The following is a 22,872-nucleotide window of genomic DNA, read 5'->3' as shown; positions in this document are numbered from 1 at the left end:
TTTGTACGCCTGAATCGCTAGATGTTCTGCTATAAATTGTAGCGAATCGGCCGGAAATTAGATTTCTAAATGGAATATATAAAACAGATTTAATGAAATATAATTTCCAATTAGATTGATTTAATGATTTTAGTTTCTAAATTTAATTAAATCATAAAATTATTAAATTTTTGAGGATGATATGGATAACTATGATCGCAGTATTTTGAAGCATCTCCAGGATGATGGTCGCATGAGTAATCTGCAACTGGCAGAGCATATCCATTTATCACCGCCGCAAACACTGCGGCGGGTCCGTACGCTTGAGGAGAAGAAGGTGATCCGCGGCTATGTTGCGCAGGTGTCGGCCGAGGCGATTGGCCTTGGCGTTACGGCTTTTGTGAATTTGTCGCTGGATAGGGAGCAGTTTCGTAATGTGCGCGAGGTGGAGCGCAATATCATGGCCTTCCCGGACATTATCGAGTGCCATACGATTACCGGCGATTTCGATTACATCCTGAAGGTAGTCGCACCTGATCTGAAAAGTTTGTCGCAGTTCTTGACGGATCGTTTGATGCAGGTGCCGGGGGTAGCGTCGTTGCGTTCGATGATTTGTATGGAGGAAATCAAGCCAGTGAGTAGTTTACCTATCGTTTGAATCGCGACGTTTTGATGCTCGTTGCATCTATATACTGCTATGAGTATATTTTTAATCCCCTTTAAATTTCAGCGGATTAAAGCCTATTTTTTAATATACCCCCCCAATTTGGCTAATAATTTTATTGTTGGCGCAGGTTGTTGACGCTGCCGGTTAGTCAGCTCCTCTGCTGACCGGATTTGCGGGCGCCGTAGTTGTTGCCACAGGCCGGTTTTGCCTGATTTTGGCTAGATTTTTCTCTAGCGCCAGCCAAACATCATCTGCTCTGCCAGGATTTTTTTTGCTGGTTTGATGATGTCCAGAAGACCCAAACCCAGGCCCAACATCGATTGCGTCAGTGCACCATCCGGGGCGCTGGCGAAGATTCTCGCCATGGTATCGGTGAGCCTGATCGTGGTCTGGCGGTCAGTTCGCCGTTGCTGAAGAAATAACTGCAATTGCGTGCTAAGCAGATCACCGGACGCCGCTTGCAGCATTGTTAGAGGCATACAATTTGCTAAAAGCGGGGCCATTATGCTGGCATCACGCAAGCCCAGATTCAATCCCTGACCTGCGACGGGATGCAAGGTTTGCGCTGCATTGCCGATCGTTACCGTGCGTCTGGTAGCATGCGCCTGGGCATTGAGGCCCAACGGATAGGAATGACGCACTGAGATGGTAAGGATGGTGCCGAGGCGCTCGCCAAATGCGTGTTGCAGAGCCTGTTTAAACGCGACATCATCCAATACTAAAAGCTGTTCTGCCACCATGGGACGTACGCACCATACCAAGGCATAGCCATCTTCTTGCGGCAGTAACGCCAGCGGCCCCTGTCCGGTAAAACGTTCAAATGCGCGCTGAGCGACGGGCTGGCTGACCGTAATGTGAGAAATGATGGCGGTTTGCTGGTAATCGTGATGCTGCGTTTTTTGTCTCTGATCGGCAAAGCTGCCCCCCTCCGCCTGCACCACAACACCGGCAGTAATGGCGCTGCCACCCTGCAAGCGCAGCGTGACTCTATCTTCGGTTTCTTCTAACGCGCTTACTTTGACGGGGCGCTGGATGTGAATGCCGCTTTGTGCGAGAGCACGCTGCAATGGCATCATGATGTCACCATAGCGGGCGACATAGCCCAGTGCCGGGATCTGGTAATCCTTGCAGTCGATCAGACTGCGGCCCAGGTGACCTCGCCGGGAGACGTGGATTTGCTGGATGTTGGTCGCTTTGACTGGCCATGCGCTAGCATTGCTGAGTATCTGCTGACTGCCATAGGATAAGGCAATCGAACGCACATCCTGCTCAGCCTGACTACTGGTTTTGGCATCAAACAAAACGATGCTCTCGGGTGCGACGCCTTGTTTGCACAGTAGCAGGGCAAGTGTTTGCCCGACAGGGCCTGCGCCACAGATAGCGATGTTGAAATCGCCCGGGTTTGCTGCACTCGTCGTATCTGTTTTGTCTGCTAAGTTCATCGCTTCATTACGTTTTCAATGTCGGCGACGGTTTTTGGTGTGTCCCGGCTCAGATTCAGATGCCCGTCTGCTGTGATCAGTATATCGTCTTCTATGCGGATGCCGATGTTCCAGAATTGTTCTGGCACATCTTCGGCAGGGCGGACGTAGATGCCGGGTTCTATCGTAATGACCATGCCGGCTTCTAACTTGCGATACGGTTTTTCATCGTCCACTTTTTTTGTTTCGCGATAAGAGCCTGTATCATGGACATCGAGTCCTAGCCAATGACCTGTTCCGTGCATATAAAATTGGCGGAAAGCCCCGCTGGCAATCGCTTCATCGAGATTGCCGGTTTTATTTTTATCAAGTAGTCCGGTATCGAGCATGCCCTGGGTCAGCACACGCACTGCGGCGTGATGACCGTCCATATAGCGTGAGCCGGGACGGGCGCAATCCAGTGCCGCTTGTTGGGAGGCGAGGACGATGTCATACAGGGTTTTTTGTGCTTCGCTGAACTTGCCGTTGGCAGGAAAGGTACGTGTGATGTCAGATGCATAGCTGTCGTATTCGCAGCCTGCATCAATCAATATCAGATCACCATCGTTGATTTGGGCATTATTACTGCTGTAATGCAGGATGCAGGCGTTGGCACCGGTTGCCACAATGGATCCATACGCAGGCGCTTGCGAACCCTGGCGGCGGAACTCATGTAGTAGTTCTGCTTCGAGTTCATATTCGTAGCGGCCGGGCAAAGCGATCTGCATCGCTCTTGTGTGGGCGATACCCGAGATGCTGGCGGCTTTTTGCATCAGGGCGATTTCGGACGTATCTTTGCGCAGGCGCATTTCATCCAGCAGCTCGCGTATGTCGACAGTTGTCGCCGGGGCGCTGATGCCGCTGCGGGATCTGGCACGCACTGCCTCCATCCAGCCGTGCAGGCGGGCATCGAGTTGCGGATCGCGACCAGTGCTATAAAACAGTGTGCGCGCATCGCCGAGCAAATCCGGCATTGTGCTAGTGAGCGTATCGATTGCAAACGCGCTGTCGAAGCCAAAGTGTTCTCTTGCCGCTGTCGGGCCAAAGCGAAAGCCTTCCCAGATTTCGCGCTCAGGATTTTTTTCACGACAAAACAGGATACTGCGCTGCTCGCTGGCATTCGCAATCAATACAATGACGGCTTCCGGCTCAGTGAAGCCAGATAAATAGTAGAAGTAACTATCATGTCGGAACGGAAAAAAATTATCGCTGTTACGCGTCATCTCATACGCGGTAGGGATAATCGCAATACCGCCACCTTGTGCCTGCATCTGTTCCAGCACTTGCTGGCGACGTGTTTGATAATGAGTGAAGTCAGCGAAATTACTAAAACAAGTAGAAGAACTCATTGGCAGATCTCCATCGATTCGGCTAAATACGGGCTTGTGGGTTGAGCGGAGCATTCAAGGCTGCGAGTTGTTCTGGCGTGCCGAGGTTGTGCCAGTCGCCGCGATACAGTTCGCCGCCGAGCTGCCCCTTATCCGCGATTTCGCGCAAGAGAGGTCCTAGTTTGGCATGACTGCCGGGTTTGATGCCGGCAAAAATCTCCGGCCGGTAGACGCCGATATTTCCGAATGTATATCGTGTCGAACCCTCGGTACTGTCATTCGACAAGCCCATCAGGTTCATCGCGAAATCGCCTTCGGGATGAAAGTCAGGATTTTTGACCATGTATAGCCAGGCGACATCGCGCTGGTCCAGCGGATGCGGATTACCCCACATATCATTGTCCTCCAGCGTGTTTTTACATTCCTCGAAGTTGAAATGGGGAATATAGATATCCGATGACACCACCAGAAACGGCTCGTCGCCGAGCAGGTGCAGGGCTTGCGCAATACCGCCTGCCGTCTCAAGCGCCGTTGTCTCGGCTGAGTACGTGACGTGTGCACCAAACTTGCTGCCGTCGCCGATGGCATCAACAATCATCTGACCCAGATGCGCATGGTTGATGACAATCTCGGTGATCCCGGCTTTTACCAGGTTCAGGATATGCCAGACGATCAGTGGACGCCCCCGCACTTTGAGTAAAGGTTTAGGACAGGTGTCGGTCAGTGGTCGCATGCGCTCGCCGCGACCTGCTGCTAGTAACATGGCTTTCATGGGCGTGTAATCTATTGTGGTAACAAGTGACGTAGCTTCGGGCAAATTGCTGCGATATAAATTGGACTGTGACTGCGCAAAACCGCTCTGGTCGCATTGACTTTGTCATTGTGCTTGCGGTAACAATTTCGCGTCAGTCTTGTCTGGGTACTTTGATCTGCTGGATTTAAAACGTATAGCCGAATGTCGGCGCTGTCTCCTGAATTTCATCAAGCAGACGCAGCAGGGGGATTAACACATGGTAGCGATTCGCGGTTTTGCGGACATAGTCCATCACCAGTGGCATATCGGCCAGATAATTGTCCTTGCCATCGCGGTGCGACAGGCGCGCAAAGATGCCCAATACTTTCAGGTGACGTTGCAGTCCCATGAACTCAAAGTCACGGTAGAAACTGTCGACATCGGTGTTGACCGGCAATCCGGCGCGGCGGGCTTTTTCCCAGTAACGGATGGCCCAGTCCAGCACCATTTCTTCATCCCACTGCACGTAGGCATCGCGTAACAGCGAGACCAGATCGTAGGTCAGCGGTCCGTACAGTGCGCCCTGGAAATCCAGTATCCCCGGGTTACCTTTGTCCAGCACCATCAGATTGCGTGAGTGGTAGTCGCGATGGACATAGACTTGCGGCTGCGCCATGATATTAGCCAGCAGCGCGTCAAATACTTTGTGCAGGCTCTCTGTCTGTGCCGCGCTCAGGGTCACACCCAGATGTTTGGCGATGTACCATTCCGGGAAAATCATCAGCTCGCGCAGCATGAATTCTCTGTCGTACTCGGGTAATACGTCCGGCTGGCTTTGGGTTTGCAGCAAAATCAGGCTGTCGACGGCATCCATGTACAGCTTATGTGCGGTGTCGTGATTCAGCGCATTGAAATACGTTGTGGTTCCTAGATCGGTCAAAAGCAGCAGGCCTTGTTCTGTATCTTGAGCAAGAATGTCTGGAACAGACAAGTTCATTTTAGTCAATAATTCTGCAATGCTAATAAAAGGGCGCACGTCTTCGGCTGGCTGTGGCGCATCCATGACGATATAAGTTTTGCCATCCAGACCGTCAATGCGGAAATAACGGCGGAAACTGGCATCAGCGGAGGCCGGGCGCAGGCTGTCAACGTTCAGGCCGGGATTGTCAATACTGGCAAGCCAGGTATGAATATCGGACATGCGTTGGTTTTCAGAGCTTGTAGACATGGTGGAATTGAGTAAATTTTAGATAATTATTGAATGCAGTTTGAATACAAAGCGAATACAAAGTGAGTATGAATAGCCTTAGCTCTGCTGACTTTTATCAGCTAAGCAGATCTTGGCAGCACAATCTGCGGAGGTTTCGGCCATTTCCCCTATAATAGGCGATTGATTTCGGGTGCGACACGATTACAGCGGTGCATTACTGCTAAGTAGTAGCAAAGAGTTTGCGATGATAATGTTGCAAACCTGACTGCTTGTGTTCATCCGTATAAACACCAAACAAGCTCCTTAGAACTCACATTACATGCGCCGGAAACCCGTATTATCTCACCCACAGCATTTGTTTCCTACTATCTCTGCGATTGCTGTGTCGGCACTGTTTCCGCTCCACGCTATTGCACAGGCCGTCATTCAAACGCCAGCAACCAGTGCGCCAGTCAACTCCGTCAGTACAAGTCCCGCTTCAGCGCCTGTCGCTGCTGCCTCTGACGCGCCGGTCAACAGCAGCAAACCGTCCGAGGTCGTGATCAAAGGGGATAAAGAGCAGCCCACGGTATTGCGTGCGGAAAAAATATCGGGACGCCCTGAGCGTTATGTCGATTTTGACGACGATGTCGAGGTGACTCGCGGCGACACCAAACTGAATGCGGATAAGGCGACCTATACCAACCTCGACGACGAAGTTAAAGCGACGGGCAAGGTGCGCATGCAAAAAGGCGGTGATAACTACACTGGCGAGGCAATGCGATTGCAGCTCGATTCCGGTATCGGATTTGTGTTGAAGCCTAAATATAAATTAACCAGAAGTAATGCCCAGGGTAAAGCAGAGCGCATTGAGTTTGAGAATGACGAGCAATCGACGGTAATTAACGGCACCTACAGCACGTGTAGCAGTGATGATCCTGACTGGTATTTACAGTCAGACACACTGAAGCTCGATACTGGGCTGGATCGCGGTATCGCGGGCAAAACGATCGTGTATTTCAAAGGTGTACCGATTCTGGCGACTCCGTCACTGACGTTCCCTTTGTCTGGCGCGCGTCATTCTGGCTTGTTGCCACCGATCTGGGGCGGATCATCCAAAGGTGGTCCGGAACTGACTTTGCCTTACTATTTCAATATTGCGCCAAACCGGGATTTGACTCTGTATCCCAAGCTGATTACCCGGCGCGGTTTGCAACTGGGAGCCGAGGCGCGTTACCTGGATGATGATTTTTCTGGTACTACCACGATAGAGGGTCTGGCGAATGATCGTCAGACAGGTACCAATCGTTATGCGCTGGCATCGGTGCATCAACAAAAATTGTTGCCGCAACTCGACTTCGCCTGGAATGTGAACACGGCGTCTGACGATGACTATGCCAGTGATTTTTCGAGTTCGATTACCAAAACGGCTCAGCGTTTATTACTGCGGGATGTGAGCCTGACTTACTCTGGCTGGCTAGGTTACGCTGCCTTACGGGCATCGAATTATCAGGTCTTGCAGGATTTGACGGCGCCGATTACGCGTCCCTATGACCGTTTGCCGCAATTGAATTTGCATGCAGAACAACATGACGTGTTGGGATTTGACTGGTCGGTTGATACGATCGTTACGCGCTTCTGGCATCCGACTTTGGTACGTGGTGATCGTGCCGTGATTAATCCGCAGATCTCCTATCCTATTGTCCAGCCTGGTTTTTTTATCGTGCCTAAACTCTCGATCAATGCCAGCAATTACCACCTGACCAATCCAGGCGTCGGCCAGGACACCGATTTTCATCGGACACTGCCAACCTTCTCGGTCGATAGCGGACTGGTATTCGAGCGCCAGTCGAGTCTGCTGGGCAGGCCGGTGACGCAGACGCTGGAGCCGCGCCTGTTTTACGTCAATACGCCCTATCGCGATCAAAGCCAGTTTCCGAATTTTGACAGCGCTGCTGCCGATTTCAACTTCGCCCAGATTTTTAGCGAAAACCGTTTTACCGGACAAGATCGTATCGGTGATGCGAATCAGATTACTGCCGCATTGATTTCACGTTTTATTGAGGGCAATGGCGAAGAGCGTTTCAAAGTAGCGATTGGCCAGCGTTTCTACTTCAATACCCAGAAGGTCGCACTCGATAGCACCAGCAATAGCCAGAGCCGTTCCGATTTGTTACTGGCCGCCTCGGGCAAAATCTCTGACAAGATCAGTGCAGATACCGCTTTGCAGATCAGTCAGACAGACCGGCATTCGGTGCGCTCGAATTACGGCATACGCTGGCAACCCGCTCAGCAAACGGTACTGAATCTCGAATACCGCTATCAGCGCGACAGCCTGGAGCAGCTTGATTTATCTACCCAACTGCCGATCGCGAATCGCTGGTTTGTGGTGGGCAGAAGTAATTATTCCCTGCCAGATAAAAAACTCGTTGATGGTCTGGCGGGTTTTGAATACAAAGATCCTTGCAATTGCTGGTCATTCCGCATGGTCGGTCAACGTTTTTCTACGACGACACTGGCGAGTACAACGGCGTTTTTTATTCAGTTGGAATTGAACGGACTGGCGAGATTGGGATCGAACCCTATAGAGGTCCTGAAAAAGAATATTTCAGGTTATCAGCCGATAAATTAGCGTATATTTCAGCTTTTGCTTAATTCGCTTAATGTTTTTTAAGCGCGAGGCAGCGGTAAGTAGTGGCAGGCGGCGCACAAGACGTGCGATTTTCTGTCAGTTTTAATATGAATTTGGATCACTATGCGACACAACTTGCACATGACACAACGTACTCTTCTCTCTGCTTTGGCTGTTTCAGTCACGATGGTCACCGCCGCTCCGGTGTGGGCGCAAAAAGTGGCACCAGCGATTTCCCCGATCGCGCCGATTCTGCCGGTGAATCAAGCGAACAACCCGAATGAAAAAGGACAACTGGTCAATAAGATCGTTGTGGTTGTGAACGAGGATGTGATCACCAGCCAGGAGTTGAGCGAGCGTCTGCGTTCAGTTGAGAAGCGGCTCGCCGCGCAAGGTACCGCCTTGCCAAACCGTGCAGATCTGCAAAAGCAATTGCTTGAGCGCATGATCGTTGATCGCGCTCAATTGCAATTGGCAAAAGAGAACGGTATGCGTGTTGACGACATCATGTTAGATCGCGCCATGATGCGTCTGGCTGAACAAAACAAAATGTCGATACAGGAATTCCGTAATCAGGTCGAACGCGAAGGCACGTCTTATGCGCGTTTCCGCGAAGAGGTCCGTGACGACATCATGATGCAGCGCATACGCGAACGCGAAGTCGATAGCAAAATCCAGGTATCCGAATCAGAGGTCGATAACTATCTCGCGATAGAAGCCGCACCGGGCAAAGTTCCGCAAGAATTGAGCTTGTCGCATATTCTGGTTCTGATCCCGGAAAACGCTTCTGCTGAGCAAATCAATCAGCGTCGTTTGCGCGCCGAAGAAGTAGCGAAAAAACTGCGTGCAGGTGAAGATTTTGCCAAACTCGCTGTGACCTATTCTGATGCCACTGAGGGCATCAAAGGCGGCGATATCGGCTGGCGTGAGCAGGATCGTTTGCCACAATTGTTTATCGATTCCCTGAATAAAATCAAAGTCGGCGAAGTCACGGAAATCGTACGTAGTCCAAATGGCTTCCACATCCTGAAACTAACTGGCAAACGTGATATCGCGAAAACCAAAGCCGACGGTACCGTCGTCCAGCAAACGCATGTACGCCATATCCTGATCAAGCCTAGCCAGATCGTGACTGCGGCTGAAGCGCGCCGCAAGCTGGTCGAATTGAAACAGCGTCTCGACAATAAGGCCGCCACATTTGAGGAGCTGGCGAAGTTGTTCTCGAACGATGCGACGGCGTCTAAGGGCGGTGATCTTGGCTGGATTTATCCTGGCGATACCGTACCGGAATTTGAACAGGCGATGAATAAACTCGCGATCAATGAGGTCAGCGAACCGGTTGAATCTTCGTTTGGCCTGCATCTGATTCAGGTCACCGAGCGTAAAGCCGATGACGTTTCCAAAGAGCGTCAGCGTCTGGTTGCCCGCCAGGCCGTGCGTGATCGTAAAGCGGATGAAGCCTTGCAAGACTGGTTGCGTCAATTGCGTGATCGCGCGTATGTCGAGTTCCGCCTGGACGATAATTGAGTAAGAAAATTGCCATCACGGTGGGGGAACCCGCCGGCATAGGCCCGGAAATCTCACTCCGCGCTGCATGGCAATTACGTCACGAAATCCGTCCCGTCCTGATCGGAGATGCCGCCTATCTGGCAATGCTGGCTGGCGAGATTGATCCTGATATAAAACTAATGGGCGTTTCTCTGGAAGCGCTGCGTTACGGCGGCTTGCCCGGCTGCGGTGCGGATCAGATCACGGTGATTGATTGTCCGCTGGCCGCACATGTGATCGCGGGTCAGTTAGATGCGCGCAACGGCCGCTCCGTTTTGCATACCCTGGATGTGGCGATTGAAAGTGTGCAGCAAGGCTGGTGTGATGCCATCGTTACCGCTCCCTTGCAAAAAAGTACGATCAATGATGCCGGTGTACTGTTCAGCGGACATACCGAATATTTCGCAGAAAAAACCCAGACCGCTCAGGTCGTCATGATGCTGGCTTGCGAAGCGTCTACCCACTTACCGCAGCCTCTGCGGGTGGCACTGGCAACAACCCATCTGCCGCTCAAAGATGTCGCTGCAGCAATCGTGCCTACCCATTTACTGACTACCATCCAGATTATTCATCGCGATCTGCAGACTAAATTTGGTCTGCCGCAGCCGAAAATACTGGTCACTGGTCTGAATCCACACGCAGGTGAAAATGGATATCTCGGACGAGAAGAAATTGACGTGATCATTCCGGTTATCCAGCAGGCGCAAACTCTGGGGATGGATGTCCGGGGACCGTATCCGGCGGATACTTTGTTTCAGCAAAAATATCTGCAAGAAGCAGATTGCGTGCTGGCGATGTATCACGATCAGGGCTTGCCAGTGCTGAAGCATGCAAGCTTTGGCATGGGGGTGAATATCACTCTGGGGTTGCCTCTGATACGCACTTCGGTCGATCATGGCACCGCGCTGGATTTGGCTGCGCAGGGCGTAGGACATGCGGATGTCGGTAGTATGCTGGTTGCGGTTCGCGTTGCTGCCGATATGGTAAATACGATGGCAAAGGCAGCTGCAAACACAGCAGCGCAGACACTGGTATAGAAATAAACGGCAGCTTTGCCTGAAGTTTATTGCCCATACCCAGATTATTCCCTGAATAACATCATTTGCAACAGCTGCTGAGGATTCTGCACTGATTGCCCATGCAATAGCTCACGTATGTTTTACAATCGTGACATTCAACCTATCGACATACTATGAAACACATACCCCGTAAGCGCTTCGGTCAGAATTTTTTGACGGACCAGCTTGTCCTCGGTGACATCACCAATGCGATCAAACCCCAGCCTGACCAAACCATGGTCGAGATTGGCCCCGGCCTGGCGGCGATGACGAAATTATTGCTTGATGGTTTAAGCCAGTTGCACGTCGTTGAACTGGACCGCGATCTGGTCGCACGCCTGAAGAAAACCTTCGACCCGGCTAAATTGATCATCCATGAGGGCGATGCCTTGCAGTTTGATTTTTCCACGATTCCGGTCTCTGCCGGTAAAAAATTACGTGTCGTCGGTAATCTTCCGTACAACATTTCCAGCCCCTTATTATTTCATCTGGCCGAGATTGCTCCGCTGGTGGAAGATCAGCATTTCATGCTGCAAAAAGAAGTGGTTGAGCGCATGGTTGCCGAGCCCGGTAGCAAAGCCTATGGTCGTTTATCGGTGATGTTGCAATGGCGCTATCACATGGACTTATTATTTGTTGTGCCGCCAACGGCATTCGATCCGCCGCCTAAAGTGGACTCCGCGATTGTGCGTATGATTCCTAAAGCAGCGCCTCTGGAATGCAATGTCAAAATGCTGGAACAGGTTGTGACCAAAGCGTTTTCTCAACGGCGTAAAGTGGTACGCAACTGCGTTGCCGGCATGTTTACTGAGCAACAGTTAATTGACACCGGAGTCAATCCGCAAATGCGCCCCGAGACCATCTCTCTCGAACACTACGTGGCGCTGGCACGTTTGTTAGAGAAGCAAATATCTGGCGTATAAGGGGGCAGTAACTTGCCGTATCTTGATAATATCTGCTTCCAAATCTGCTTCCAATTAACGCATACCGTTTAACGCATCTCGTATAAGTTAGGTCAATATGGATATCACCCGTACTTCAGAATGGCAGACATTACTGGGCCATAAGGCCAGACTCGATGCACTGCATTTGCGTGATTTATTCGCGGCAGACCCGGCGCGCTTTCAGCATTTTTCTGCCGAGCTGGATGGCTTGCTGGTCGATTATTCCAAGCAAAGAATTGATGCAGAAGCGTTGCAAAGCCTGATCGAGCTAGCCCGGCTTGCCAAGGTTGAGAATTGGCGTGACCGTATGTTTGCTGGTGAAAAAATCAATTTCAGCGAAGATCGTGCAGTCTTGCACACGGCACTTCGTCATACGACTTTTACCCCATTTCCTTCCGCTGAAAATGATGTAATGCCCTTGGTGCGCGGTGTACGCAAGCAGATGCGCGATATCGTTGAGCGTGTGCGCAGTGGCCTGTGGCGCGGCTTTAAAGGCGATGCGATCCAGAACGTGGTGAATATCGGTATCGGCGGCTCGGATCTCGGACCTAAACTGGCAACCCGCGCGCTGTCTGCGCTACAGCATCCCGGCCTGACTTTTTACTACGTGTCGAATCTGGATAGTGCCCATCTCGCGCCGCTGCTCGAAAAACTTGATCCGCGTACGACCTTGTTTATTGTGGCCTCTAAAACCTTCACCACGCAGGAAACTAGCATCAACGCCCATACCGCACGTACCTGGCTGATGGCGGCGGCGATGGAGGAATGGGCGGTTGCCAAGCACTTTATTGCGGTCACATCCAGCCCGGATAAAGCGCATGAATTCGGTATTCCCGATGCCAATATTTTACAAATCTGGGACTGGGTCGGCGGGCGTTATTCTTTGTGGTCGGCGGTTGGATTATCAGTTGCGCTGGCGATCGGCATGAATGGGTTTGAGCGCCTGCTGGAGGGGGCTGAGACCATGGATCAGCATTTCTGCAGTGCGCCGCTGGAGCATAATTTGCCGGTGTTGCTGGCTTTGATTTCGATCTGGAATACCAATTTCTTAGGGGCTGAAACTACCGCGATCTTGCCGTATAACGAATCGATCCGTCATTTGCCTGCGTTCTTGCAGCAATTGGAGATGGAGTCGAATGGCAAAACGGTTGGCCGTGATGGCGAGCCGCTGACCTGCCGTGCCAACCCGATTGTCTGGGGTGAAATCGGCGTCAACGGTCAACATGCTTTTTTCCAATTATTGCATCAGGGTGGCTGGCTGATCCCTTGTGACTTCGTAGTGGCGGCGTCTAGCGATTATCCCTTGCCCGGGCATCAGGCACCTTTGCTGGCAAATTGTCTTGCGCAAAGCGCGGCGCTGGCGTTTGGCAAAACCGAACAGCAGGCGAGGGCGGAATTATCTGCGGCAGGATTGAGCGAGGCAAAAATTGCCGCCTTGTTGCCGCATAAAGTATTTGCAGGTAATCAACCGTCGACAACGATCCTGATGCCAAATCTTGACCCTTTCCAGCTCGGTATGTTGCTTGCCCTGTATGAGCACAAAGTGTTTGTACAGGGTGTGATCTGGGGAATCAATTCCTTCGATCAGTGGGGGGTCGAGCTGGGTAAACAACTGGCGAATCGCTTACTGCCAGCGATCAAGGGTGATCAGGCTTATGACGCACAACTCGATACGTCGACCAGTGGCTTGATCGCGTATTTCCGCCGTCACGGGCATGTCTGATTTATTGTTGGGTCATCAGTGTTGACCACAACAATAAAACATAGTGACAAGTCATCACAACATCGTCTAATTTAAAACGTAAAAAGATTTAACAACATTTGACACAATCTAGGTGTTTCCTTCGGGAAAATATCCATATAATTTACCTGTAGAAATTATTGGTTTATGGAAATATTTTCCTGATTGGAGTTATCATGTTAGACGGAATTATCGGTGTATTAACCGTTGCTTTAATCGCTGGTCTTGTCGGTCTGGTCAAAGTCATGAATAAAATCGCAGAGCAGCAGTCTGAGCAAGTTTCCGATCACCAACCCTGAATTGCAAATTTAATTATTGACTTTGAGCGCCGAAAAATGAAAGCCGCAACCTCCATTCATTTTAATTATCTGATGCTCGCCTTGCTCTTTATTGTCGTTACTTTGAAGGGCATCGAGAGCGGGCATGCTTCTTATGATGATTCTTACGGCATGATGTTCCTGGCATTGCTGGATCACTGGTTTTTATATTTTGTCCTGCCGGTGGCGACAGGATATGCCATTGCCAACAAGCAGGCAGAGATCAAAACCGAAGAACACCATTCTCAACATTCTCAAGAGTCTCAACACGCTTCAATCGATAAATCATCACACAGCATGCGTGAATCTCATTCGTGAATGATGTTTTGATCCGGTCAGAATAATGTATGAATAATAAAAAAGGAGCCAGACGGCTCCTTTTTTATTATTCATACGGTGCGTATATAGCGCGATAGCTTCGCTTGCAGATAGTGTCGTCGATCACAGACTGGTGGCTTGATCGGCTGTTTTTCGTTCGATCAGCTCAATCTTATAACCATCAGGATCCTGCACAAATGCAATCACGGTTTTGCCGCCTTTGACAGGACCGGCTTCGCGCGTGACATTGCCGCCATTGGCTTTGACATGGGCGCAAGCCTGATAAGCATCAGGTACGGCAATCGCGATATGGCCGTAGGCGCTGCCCAGGTCGTAGCTGTCTACGCCATAGTTATAGGTCAGCTCCAGTTCGGCATGCTCAGGATTGCTGCCGTAGCCTAAAAATGCCAGCGTATATTTGTACTCGGGATTGTCAGACTGACGCAGCAGTGTCATACCTAAAATTTTGGTATAGAAGTCGATGGAAGCTTGCAAATTTCCAACGCGTAGCATGGTGTGCAAAATACGCATGATGAGTTTGTCCTTGTTTGATTGATAAATATACTGGTGATGAGTATGTGGTTAAATAAACTAAATGCCTACGTAGACATTGCGGAATCAGCCATATAAATTAGATACTCCCCTAAAATACAGGGATGTCATGAATAGCGTGATGCCGTAAAGCGTGTTTGGCCTGCTCAAATTCGGGGAACACCGATTGTACCGTCGCCCAGAATTGCGGACCATGGTTCATCTCGCGTAAATGCGCCAGCTCATGCGCAATTACATAGTCGATCAATGCCGGAGAAAAATGAATCAGGCGCCAGTTCAGGCGTATCTTGCCTTGCGAGGTACACGAACCCCAGCGCGTAGTCGCAGCGGACAGAGACATTGAGTGATAACTAACATCAAGTTTCTCTGCATACACCGGTAAACGTTCTAAAAATACCCGGCGAGCTTCCTGCTGCATCCAGGCTTGTACACGATCTTTCAATTGCTGCTCACCTGCGTCTGCTGGCAGACTGATCCTGAGTTCATCGCTGGCATCATCCAGTGTGATCCCCATCGCCTGGTTCGCCAGAATACGCAGGGTCAATTGCTTGCCTAGGTAAGGTAATTTTCCGCCATCCACCCATTGCATCTGTGGTTGTAGCTGGCGCGCGTCGCGTTCGCGGCGTTCATTGAGCTTGGTCACAATCCAGCGTTGCTTCTCATGAATTGCCTGCTCAATATCGGCAATCGTGACCCAGCGCGGCGCGGTAATTCTCAGTCCGTCCTCATTGATCAGAAAGCCGATGGTGCGGCGCTTTGAACGCAGCAGTGTGTATTCCAGCCATTGCTCGGCCAGGCGAATCTGACGCTTATTAGGCGATTTGGCAGGCGGTGGAGACGGTGGGGATTCTAGCTTGGGCGGCGGTATTTTTTTAAACCGCGGTGCGCGATCAGCATAAGGTGAACCGGATGATGCAGAACCTGACGATTCTGCATCATCTGTACGATGATCCGAAAATAAGTCCAGTTGCATCAGAAACTGCAAAGGCTTAGTCAATAATGACAAACATGATTTCAATGCTTCAACTCTCCTGATTGACCAAGAGAGTCTTGATCAGTTTTTTTTGTATACCTGCGGCGAGATGACACGCATTTCGCCTTCTACCCAAGCCTCAACTTTTTGCATCAATTCCGATGAGCTCAAACCATCTGGGGCAATCGGTTTACCGATTGATACGGTGATTAGCCCAGGCGTCTTGATGAAAGAATTTTTGCCCCAGCATTCGCCGGAATTCATAGCGATAGGAACAACGGCTGTGTTGGTTTCAGTCGCCAGACGAGTGCCGCCGAGTTTATAGTTGCCTTTTTCACCAACACGAATTCGCGTACCTTCAGGGAACATAATAACCCATTGTCCATCTGCAAGCCGGCGGCGTCCATGCTCTACGACCTGCGCGAAAGCATCCTTACCTTTGCTGCGATCAATCGGGATCATGCGCATCAGAGAAATACCCCAGCCGAAGAAGGGAATATAGGTAATTTCTTTTTTAAATACATACACCAAAGGACGTGGCATGCAGGTCATATAAAAAATGGTTTCCCATGCGGACTGATGCTTGGACAATAAAATCACTGGCTGGTCAGGCAGATTTTCCAGGCCTTTGATTTCATAGCGGATGCCGCATACGACTTTCGCCAGCCAGATCACAAAAACATTCCAGCGCGCTGTCCAGTAATAACGTTTGTTGTAAGGCAGAGGTGCGAATAACAGACAGGCCATTGCCCAGATTATCGTCGCAACAGCCATCAGACTGACAAATAATACAGAGCGTAAAAAATAGGTAAAACGAAGCATCGTATCTCCAACAAGATAACCGCGAAGTGATTATCGTCAATAAAGGAAGTGCTGATTATGAAAAATAAAATCTACAAAAAAAGCAGCATAAAGACCGTGAAAATTATCTTTGGCTCGAGGAGTCAGAGTCATTAAATTGATACTAAATCCTTACTAAATAGAGACTAAACCGCCACAAAAAATTCTGCCGGTGTGTTCTTTAGCAGGATGTCTACCATCGACGCCAGATCCGGATAAATTTGTGTTCCGGGAGGCAGGCCGCCCTTGTCGAAGGTCTTTTTACCTTTGCCAGTCAACACCAGATGAGGAACACAGCCCTCAACAAATCCTGCCTGTAAATCGCGCAGCGAATCACCGACGCTATGTACACCTTTCAGGCTGATATCGTAGCGCTGTGCGATCTCCCGCAGCATGCCCGGCTTCGGTTTACGGCAATCGCAATTATCATCGGCGATATGCGGACAAAAAAATACAGCATCGATTTCAGCACCGACCTGCTGTGCGGCCGTATGCATTTTTTGATGAATTGCATTCAGCGTTGACATTTCAAATAACTTACGCCCGACACCGGATTGATTGGTAGCAACGACCACCAGATAACCTGCCTGATTAAGCTTCGCAATTGCTTGCAACGAACCAGGGATAGGATGCCACTCGTCCGGTGATTTGATAAAAGCATCGGAGTCATGATTGATTACGCCATCGCGATCAAGGATGATCAGCTTCATCGGTTTTTCCATGAGCATTCCTTTTCTGGTGAGGTTGATGTGGGTAATATTTTTGTTTTACTCCGTGTTCCCTTAATCGGGAACACAGTTGGAGTATGAGAACTGTGACCGTATTTAATGGCCAAAATTATCGGTGATTTTTTGAAAAAATCTTATGTCGTCAATCTCTTGTTAGAACTGCTCGTTGTTTGCGCAAATTTCACTTTTGCGAGATATCTCAACACCAGCCCTTCTCCCGCAAGCGGGAGAAGGGAGGTCAGTAGCGATATCAATAGTTATGTGGCTAATTTGGAAATGTTGGCTACTTGATTTGTTAAATTGCCCACGCTATGTAATAACGCCATACGATTATTTCGAATCTCATTATCTTCAGCCATCACCATCACATCTTTGAAGAAAGCGGTAACAGGCTGATGAATCTTTGCAAGTACATTTAATGCACCTTCAAAGTTTTGCGCCTCAATAAACTGGTCTGCCAAGGGACGTAAAATCTGAATTTGATTAAATAATTCTATTTCAGCTTCTTCTATCAACAGATTTTGTCTAGGGACAAGAATCATAGATTCAGCACCATTTTTAAAAATAATATTTCTAATTCGCTTATCGGCTTCAGCCAACTCTTTTGCTTCTGGCAAAGACTGAAATTGTTTAACTGCCTTTAGTCGAGGCAAATACTCAAATGGTTGAATGGTATCAATACTTACAACAGATTCAATTTCGTTTGTACTAAATCCACAGTCTTTTAAGTAACCTTTCGCACGTTCTCTAATAAAGAAAAGAACTTCTATGTAAGTTGGAACGGATATTCCTTTTTTCTCTGAGTGATCTGCAAATTGAGATATCCCTGTGAACTGTCTTTGCGTAATTTTTAATAGATCATGTAAATTAATAGTCAGTTTTTTTTCTATCAGAATACGCAACACACCCAGAGCATGACGACGCAGCGCAAACGGATCGCGGTCGCCAGTCGGTTGTAAGCCTATGCCCCAGATGCCGACCAGTGTTTCCAGTTTATCAGCCAGCGCGACGGCGGTACCGGTTGCTGTCGCAGGCAATGCGTCACCGGCAAAACGGGGCTGATAGTGCTCAGACGCCGCAGCGGCAACTTCGGCATGCTCGCCATCATGCAGCGCGTAATACGTGCCCATGATGCCTTGTAATTCAGGGAATTCACCGACCATATCCGTCAGCAAATCTGCTTTTGCCAGCAAGGCACCACGTTCCGCCAGCGCGGCATCGGTACCCATTGACAGGGCAATTTTGCCTGCCAGTGACTGGACGCGTTCAGTACGTTCTTTTTGGCTACCGAGTTTATTGTGATACACAACATTTGCCAGCATCGGCAAGCGCGCTTCCAGAGTTTTTTTCTTGTCTTGCTCGAAGAAGAATTTTGCATCCGACAAGCGCGGGCGTACCACGCGCTCATTGCCTTGAATGATGTGTTCCGGTGTTGCTGTTTCCAGATTCGAGACGATCAAAAAGCGCGAGCGCAATTTACCATTGACATCCGTCAGGGCAAAATATTTCTGATTGGTTTGCATGGTCAGAATCAGACATTCTTGCGGCACGGCCAGGAATTCATCTTCAAACTTGCATTCGTAAATCACAGGCCATTCGACCAGTGCAGTGACTTCATCGAGCAAAGATTCGGGCATCAATACCTGATCGTTGCCTGCTTTTGCTAACAAGGCAGCACGAATTTTTTCTTTGCGCTCGGCGACACTGGCGATGACTTTGCCTTGACTTGCCAGATTGGCGGCATAGTCGTTTGCATGCGCGATACTGATCTGACCCGTCGTCAAAAAGCGATGACCCAAAGTCACGCGATCACTCTTCAAGCCAAGCAGGGAAAGCGGCACAATATCGGCGCCGTGCAGAGCGATGATGCGATGTACCGGGCGCACAAAATGTACCGTTTCGCCATCAGGACGCTGATAGCTCATGACTTTGGGGATCGGTAATTTACTAATCGCTTCTTCCAATGTCGTTTGCAAACTACCTGCTAAGGCAGAACCTGCTGCCGTGTAGCTGTAGAAAAAACTCTCCGCCTTGCCATCGACAGCGCGTTCGAGCTGACTGACTTGCAGATCGGGGAAACCCAGTGCCGCCAGTTTTTTTGCCAGCGGTGCGGTGGCGTTACCCGCTGCATCGAGTGCGACAGATACCGGTAAAACTTTTTCGCGCAATACTTTATCTGGCGACGTAGCACGCACATTCGTGATACTCACAGCCAGACGGCGTGGTGATGCGTAGCTGGTGGCAACAGAGTCGCTCTCTAAGAAATCGCGTGCTTTCAATCCATTGACGATGCCAGCGGCAAATGCTTCGCCAAGTTTAGCGAGTGCCTTCGGTGGCAATTCTTCTGTAAATAATTCAACTAAGAGTGTGTTGTTCATTTTTTCTATCTCTATCGATTCTAACTTTGTCCGATACGACCAAACTCGCTTATGCAGGGGGCGCCGTGCGCACTAGTTCATCGGTTTATAACTACAGGTTTGCGAGGTGGTGCGCATGGCGCACCCTACGTATATTCCCTAGCTATTTGCGTTTAATCTGCCAATACAGGGACTGGTTTATGCTGATCATCTGCGGCACACATAGGGAAGCCTAACTTTTCACGAGAAGCGTAGTAAGCTGCTGCAACTGCACGCGACAAATTACGGATACGGCCAATATACGCGGCGCGTTCCGTCACAGAAATCGCTCCGCGAGCATCGAGCAAATTGAAAGTGTGTCCGGCTTTCAGAATCATTTCGTAAGCAGGCAAAGCCAAAGATTTTTCGGTGACATCCAGCAGGCGCTTGGCTTCGGCTTCGTAATTGGTAAATAGTGAAAACAGAAAATCGGTATTCGAATATTCAAAATTAAAAGTCGATTGTTCCACCTCGTTTTGATGGAAGACATCGCCGTAGGACAGGCGCACGGTTTTACCGTTTTCTTCGCGCTCAGTCCAGATTAAATCGTAGACGTTTTCTACGCCTTGCAAATACATTGCCAGACGTTCGATGCCATAGGTGATTTCGCCGAGAATCGGTTTGCAATCCAGACCGCCAACTTGCTGAAAGTACGTGAATTGCGTGACTTCCATGCCGTTGAGCCAGACTTCCCAACCCAGTCCCCATGCGCCCAGCGTCGGGTTTTCCCAATCGTCTTCTACAAAGCGAATATCGTTTTGCTGCAAATCCAGACCCAGAGCTTTTAAGGAACCGAGGTAGAGGTCGAGAATATTGTCCGGCGCGGGTTTTAAGACGACCTGATACTGGTAATAGTGCTGCAGGCGATTGGGATTCTCGCCATAACGACCATCCTTAGGGCGGCGTGACGGCTGTACATAGGCAGCACGCCATGGTTCCGGCCCGATCGCGCGCAAGAAGGTGCCGGTATGCGAAGTGCCCGCACCGACTTCCATGTCATAGGGTTGCAGCAAGGCGCAGCCCTGTTTGTCCCAGTAGTCTTGCAGTGTGAGGATGATTTGTTGAAATGTCAGCATGTTGGTGTTCCGCTCTGGATGATGGCGTTGGATGACGCAGAGTAAAGTTTGCACAGCCTTAGATTTTAGCGGGTTTTAGGCGACAGAGGCGAATTTGCTTCAGTCTGGCCTGCCTGATCGGTGTCGATAAAAACAAAAGAGGTGACAATCGTATGGGGATGTCACCTCTTATGATCCTGATACCCTGATTAGGTATTGCCTAAATGCAGCAGGCGCCAGTCTGATTTACATCATTTTCGGGCATACGCCGTATTCATTTTCTGCACGATGGCTTTCTGATGCCAAAAATACGATCAGAATGATCCAGCCAATAACAGGAATGAACGCAATTAACATCCACCATGCGCTGCGCCCGGTATCGTGCAGGCGTCTTGCCGTAACGGCTAAACCAGGGATAAAAGTAGCTAATGAGTACAGGCCGCCAAGCAAGCCCGTATTCGAGCCAAAACTTGCTGTACCTGTGATGCGGTCAACAATCGCCAGTCCCATTGAAATCAATATCGTAAACAAGAAGAAAAACCAGTATTCCTTACGACGTGAGCGACCGGTAAATACCGCATATTTTTGTAATACCAAGATATACCAGTCAAAGGCATTGCCCGTGTCATCTGCTATGGTGGACGCCGTTGATGTTGCTGAGCTTGTGGCTTGCGCCGCGCCGCAGTGCGGGCAGGTGGCAGCGGTTTCGTGGATTTCTTTACCGCAGCCTCGACAAAATACCATGTTCATTTGATCTCCCTTGAGTTCTTCAATATGCTGCTGATTGTATCGCTTGTAAAAGTTGTGTAAGCCACATGAGCCAAGCAAGCCGCATGAATCATTTTATTGACATCGTGGCGACTTTGGCCTGCGACGTTACAGATGATTCACATCAGGTCCACAGATTAATTTTCTTGCCGTCACTGTCCTTGAAGCTACCGACAACGATCATAATAAAATCAATCAGTACCCAGATGCCGAGCCCGCCTAGTGTCAAAATTTGCAGAATGCCCGTTCCGACTTTTCCGACATAAAAACGGTGCACTCCCAAAAAACCAAAGAAAAAACAGAACAATGCAGCAGGTAATATCCGCTTGTCTGTGGTTGTCTGATTTTGTGGTGCTAATTGCTGAGCGCCGCAATGAGGGCAACTCATCGCTGTCTCATGTATTTCTTTTCCGCAACCGCGGCAAAAGACCATACCCATGTTCTCTCCTGGTCTGGTAATAGTGGCTAAAGAGTGTTGATGCACAATCCTTAGTGTGTATTTTTAAAAAGAGTGCACATAACATTCGTTATATTGCTAATTAATCTTTCTATGCTGACAATTCTACGAGAGAACTTGTAACATTGAAACAGCCATGTCGCACTATCCGTTGCTTTTTTCTACCGAATTCCCTGTAACCCATGGTCGCAAGGATTTTTCGCTGGGGTTATGGCGCTATGCCCTTATCCAAAGTTGAACTTGTGATATCGCTTTGGGTCTGAAATACGTCTTTCAGAAAATTCGAGAGCGTGAGTATTAATGTGATGCGATAAATTACTGCTTTGAATTTGATGAATGTGATGAATGAATACTGTAAATAACGAATGTTTTACATTGAGGTAAAAAATGCGTCTAAACCCTGTCCCAAAAATGTTATCCCGTATCTGTCTGTTGAGCGCCTGTGCATTCAGCCCGCTATTTGCGCATGCCGATGGCTTGAGCGATCTGAAGGCCGCGCTCGCCAGATTACAAGGTCCCGCCGCAGTCAAGGCAACGCTGGAGGCTAAAACCTGGAGCAAGCAGGGTGAGGGAAAAGACGCGGAAGAAAAAAATGGTGTCGCGAATGTTTTTATCGAAGAAGGGCAGCGCGGTCTGCACATTCATTACAGTAAGGAATTGCTGACAAAACTCGACACCGAAGAGCTCGCCAAAGAAAAAGATGCCAAGGTCAAAACACCGACACTGTCCGCCCTGAAAGAAATCAATTCCAGCGAAGTACGTCCGCTGATCTATGCGGCAGGCAGCTTATCGCGTGCAGTCGAAAAAGCGAATTTTAAAAATGAAAAAGCCGATACTTTCAACGGCAAATCGGCACGCCTGCTGAGCTTTGATCTGTCGATCGACAAGATCAGCGAAAAAGACCGTAAATATGTCAAAAAATACGAAGGCAAACTCGACATCTGGGTGGCCCCAGACGGCACGCCACTCGCCAGTCGCCAGCATGAAACGGTATCCGGCCGCGCCTTCGTCGTGATCAGTTTTGAATCGACGAATGATGACGAGCAAGTCTATGCGCAGGTCGGTGACCGTCTGATCACCACGCGCAAAGAAAGCAAGAGTAGTGGATCTGGTGCAGGAGAGAAGGGCGAGTCACGGATTATCAAAACCCTGCAATTGCAGTCCTGAGTTCGGGTCAAATCAGGGGTAT

The 22,872-nt window shown here is 49.6% G+C and carries 21 protein-coding genes; 9 read left to right on the top strand and 12 right to left on the bottom strand.

The annotated features are described in order from the left end of the window. Positions 1-181 precede the first annotated feature (181 nt). Positions 182-637: an Lrp/AsnC family transcriptional regulator gene (locus tag ACO0K3_RS05550; protein ID WP_422961051.1), complete on the top strand. Its 456-nt coding sequence runs from the start codon at positions 182-184 to the stop codon at positions 635-637. Between the two features lie 239 nt (positions 638-876). On the opposite strand, the gene ACO0K3_RS05545 is transcribed toward ACO0K3_RS05550, so the two are convergent. The 4 genes from ACO0K3_RS05545 to ACO0K3_RS05530 form a co-directional block, all read right to left on the bottom strand. Then, positions 877-2,088, bottom strand: coding sequence for an FAD-dependent monooxygenase (locus ACO0K3_RS05545; RefSeq protein ID WP_422982674.1), 1,212 nt, complete (start codon positions 2,086-2,088; stop codon positions 877-879). Further along, positions 2,085-3,455: an aminopeptidase P N-terminal domain-containing protein gene (locus ACO0K3_RS05540; RefSeq protein WP_422982672.1), complete on the bottom strand. Its 1,371-nt coding sequence runs from the start codon at positions 3,453-3,455 to the stop codon at positions 2,085-2,087. The genes ACO0K3_RS05545 and ACO0K3_RS05540 overlap by 4 nt, the downstream gene beginning before the upstream one ends. A gap of 22 nt (positions 3,456-3,477) precedes the next feature. Beyond that, a complete protein-coding gene (gene murU / locus ACO0K3_RS05535; protein WP_422982670.1) occupies positions 3,478-4,206 on the bottom strand; it encodes an N-acetylmuramate alpha-1-phosphate uridylyltransferase MurU in 729 nt (242 codons plus the stop codon). Between the two features lie 166 nt (positions 4,207-4,372). Continuing rightward, a complete protein-coding gene (locus ACO0K3_RS05530; protein ID WP_422982668.1) occupies positions 4,373-5,395 on the bottom strand; it encodes an aminoglycoside phosphotransferase family protein in 1,023 nt (340 codons plus the stop codon). Between the two features lie 301 nt (positions 5,396-5,696). Here ACO0K3_RS05530 and ACO0K3_RS05525 point away from each other — a divergent pair, with 301 nt between their 5' ends. The 7 genes from ACO0K3_RS05525 to ACO0K3_RS05495 all read left to right on the top strand — a co-directional run bounded on the left by ACO0K3_RS05525 (position 5,697) and on the right by ACO0K3_RS05495 (position 13,914). Then, complete coding sequence (locus ACO0K3_RS05525; RefSeq protein ID WP_422982666.1) at positions 5,697-7,988, top strand: LPS-assembly protein LptD; 2,292 nt, start codon at positions 5,697-5,699, stop codon at positions 7,986-7,988. Positions 7,989-8,129: 141 nt separating this feature from the next. Continuing rightward, positions 8,130-9,515, top strand: a complete 1,386-nt coding sequence (locus tag ACO0K3_RS05520; RefSeq protein WP_422982664.1) for a peptidylprolyl isomerase — start codon at positions 8,130-8,132, stop codon at positions 9,513-9,515. Beyond that, complete coding sequence (gene pdxA, locus ACO0K3_RS05515; protein WP_422982662.1) at positions 9,512-10,573, top strand: 4-hydroxythreonine-4-phosphate dehydrogenase PdxA; 1,062 nt, start codon at positions 9,512-9,514, stop codon at positions 10,571-10,573. The genes ACO0K3_RS05520 and pdxA overlap by 4 nt, the downstream gene beginning before the upstream one ends. Positions 10,574-10,728: 155 nt before the next feature. Beyond that, positions 10,729-11,517, top strand: a complete 789-nt coding sequence (gene rsmA / locus ACO0K3_RS05510) for a 16S rRNA (adenine(1518)-N(6)/adenine(1519)-N(6))-dimethyltransferase RsmA (RefSeq protein ID WP_422982660.1) — start codon at positions 10,729-10,731, stop codon at positions 11,515-11,517. A gap of 97 nt (positions 11,518-11,614) precedes the next feature. After that, positions 11,615-13,261 carry a glucose-6-phosphate isomerase gene (gene pgi, locus ACO0K3_RS05505; RefSeq protein ID WP_422982658.1) on the top strand — a complete coding sequence of 549 codons (1,647 nt, stop codon included), beginning with the start codon at positions 11,615-11,617 and terminating at the stop codon, positions 13,259-13,261. 194 nt (positions 13,262-13,455) lie between these two features. Further along, on the top strand, positions 13,456-13,578 hold the full coding sequence (locus tag ACO0K3_RS05500) for a hypothetical protein (protein ID WP_422961061.1): 123 nt from the start codon (positions 13,456-13,458) through the stop codon (positions 13,576-13,578). A 36-nt stretch (positions 13,579-13,614) separates the two neighbouring features. Further along, complete coding sequence (locus ACO0K3_RS05495; RefSeq protein WP_422982656.1) at positions 13,615-13,914, top strand: hypothetical protein; 300 nt, start codon at positions 13,615-13,617, stop codon at positions 13,912-13,914. 123 nt (positions 13,915-14,037) lie between these two features. Here the strand turns inward: ACO0K3_RS05495 and gloA are convergent, their stop codons facing one another. From gloA to ACO0K3_RS05455, 8 genes are all read right to left on the bottom strand, one after another. Then, on the bottom strand, positions 14,038-14,445 hold the full coding sequence (gene gloA / locus ACO0K3_RS05490; protein ID WP_422982654.1) for a lactoylglutathione lyase: 408 nt from the start codon (positions 14,443-14,445) through the stop codon (positions 14,038-14,040). Between the two features lie 112 nt (positions 14,446-14,557). Beyond that, positions 14,558-15,439: a M48 family metallopeptidase gene (locus ACO0K3_RS05485; protein ID WP_422983172.1), complete on the bottom strand. Its 882-nt coding sequence runs from the start codon at positions 15,437-15,439 to the stop codon at positions 14,558-14,560. An 81-nt stretch (positions 15,440-15,520) separates the two neighbouring features. After that, positions 15,521-16,261, bottom strand: a complete 741-nt coding sequence (locus ACO0K3_RS05480) for a lysophospholipid acyltransferase family protein (RefSeq protein WP_422982652.1) — start codon at positions 16,259-16,261, stop codon at positions 15,521-15,523. Positions 16,262-16,425: 164 nt separating this feature from the next. Beyond that, entirely contained in the window at positions 16,426-16,989 is a 564-nt protein-coding gene (gene gmhB, locus ACO0K3_RS05475) for a D-glycero-beta-D-manno-heptose 1,7-bisphosphate 7-phosphatase (RefSeq protein ID WP_422983170.1), read from the bottom strand. A 275-nt stretch (positions 16,990-17,264) separates the two neighbouring features. Beyond that, entirely contained in the window at positions 17,265-19,385 is a 2,121-nt protein-coding gene (gene glyS, locus ACO0K3_RS05470) for a glycine--tRNA ligase subunit beta (protein WP_422982650.1), read from the bottom strand. Between the two features lie 152 nt (positions 19,386-19,537). Continuing rightward, positions 19,538-20,479 (bottom strand): glycine--tRNA ligase subunit alpha, encoded by a 942-nt coding sequence (gene glyQ / locus ACO0K3_RS05465; RefSeq protein ID WP_422982648.1) that lies wholly within the window; start codon positions 20,477-20,479, stop codon positions 19,538-19,540. 225 nt (positions 20,480-20,704) lie between these two features. After that, on the bottom strand, positions 20,705-21,208 hold the full coding sequence (locus tag ACO0K3_RS05460) for a DUF805 domain-containing protein (protein WP_422982646.1): 504 nt from the start codon (positions 21,206-21,208) through the stop codon (positions 20,705-20,707). Between the two features lie 142 nt (positions 21,209-21,350). After that, positions 21,351-21,614, bottom strand: coding sequence for a TM2 domain-containing protein (locus ACO0K3_RS05455; protein ID WP_422982644.1), 264 nt, complete (start codon positions 21,612-21,614; stop codon positions 21,351-21,353). A 456-nt stretch (positions 21,615-22,070) separates the two neighbouring features. Between ACO0K3_RS05455 and ACO0K3_RS05450 the strand changes: the two genes are divergently transcribed. After that, positions 22,071-22,850: a hypothetical protein gene (locus ACO0K3_RS05450; RefSeq protein ID WP_422982642.1), complete on the top strand. Its 780-nt coding sequence runs from the start codon at positions 22,071-22,073 to the stop codon at positions 22,848-22,850. Positions 22,851-22,872 lie beyond the last annotated feature (22 nt).

This window comes from Undibacterium sp. Rencai35W (assembly GCF_049340185.1).
In the GTDB taxonomy this organism is placed as follows: Bacteria; Pseudomonadota; Gammaproteobacteria; order Burkholderiales; family Burkholderiaceae_D; genus Undibacterium.
Note: the sequence above shows the minus strand (reverse complement) of the source record. Positions and strands in the feature narration are given on the sequence as shown.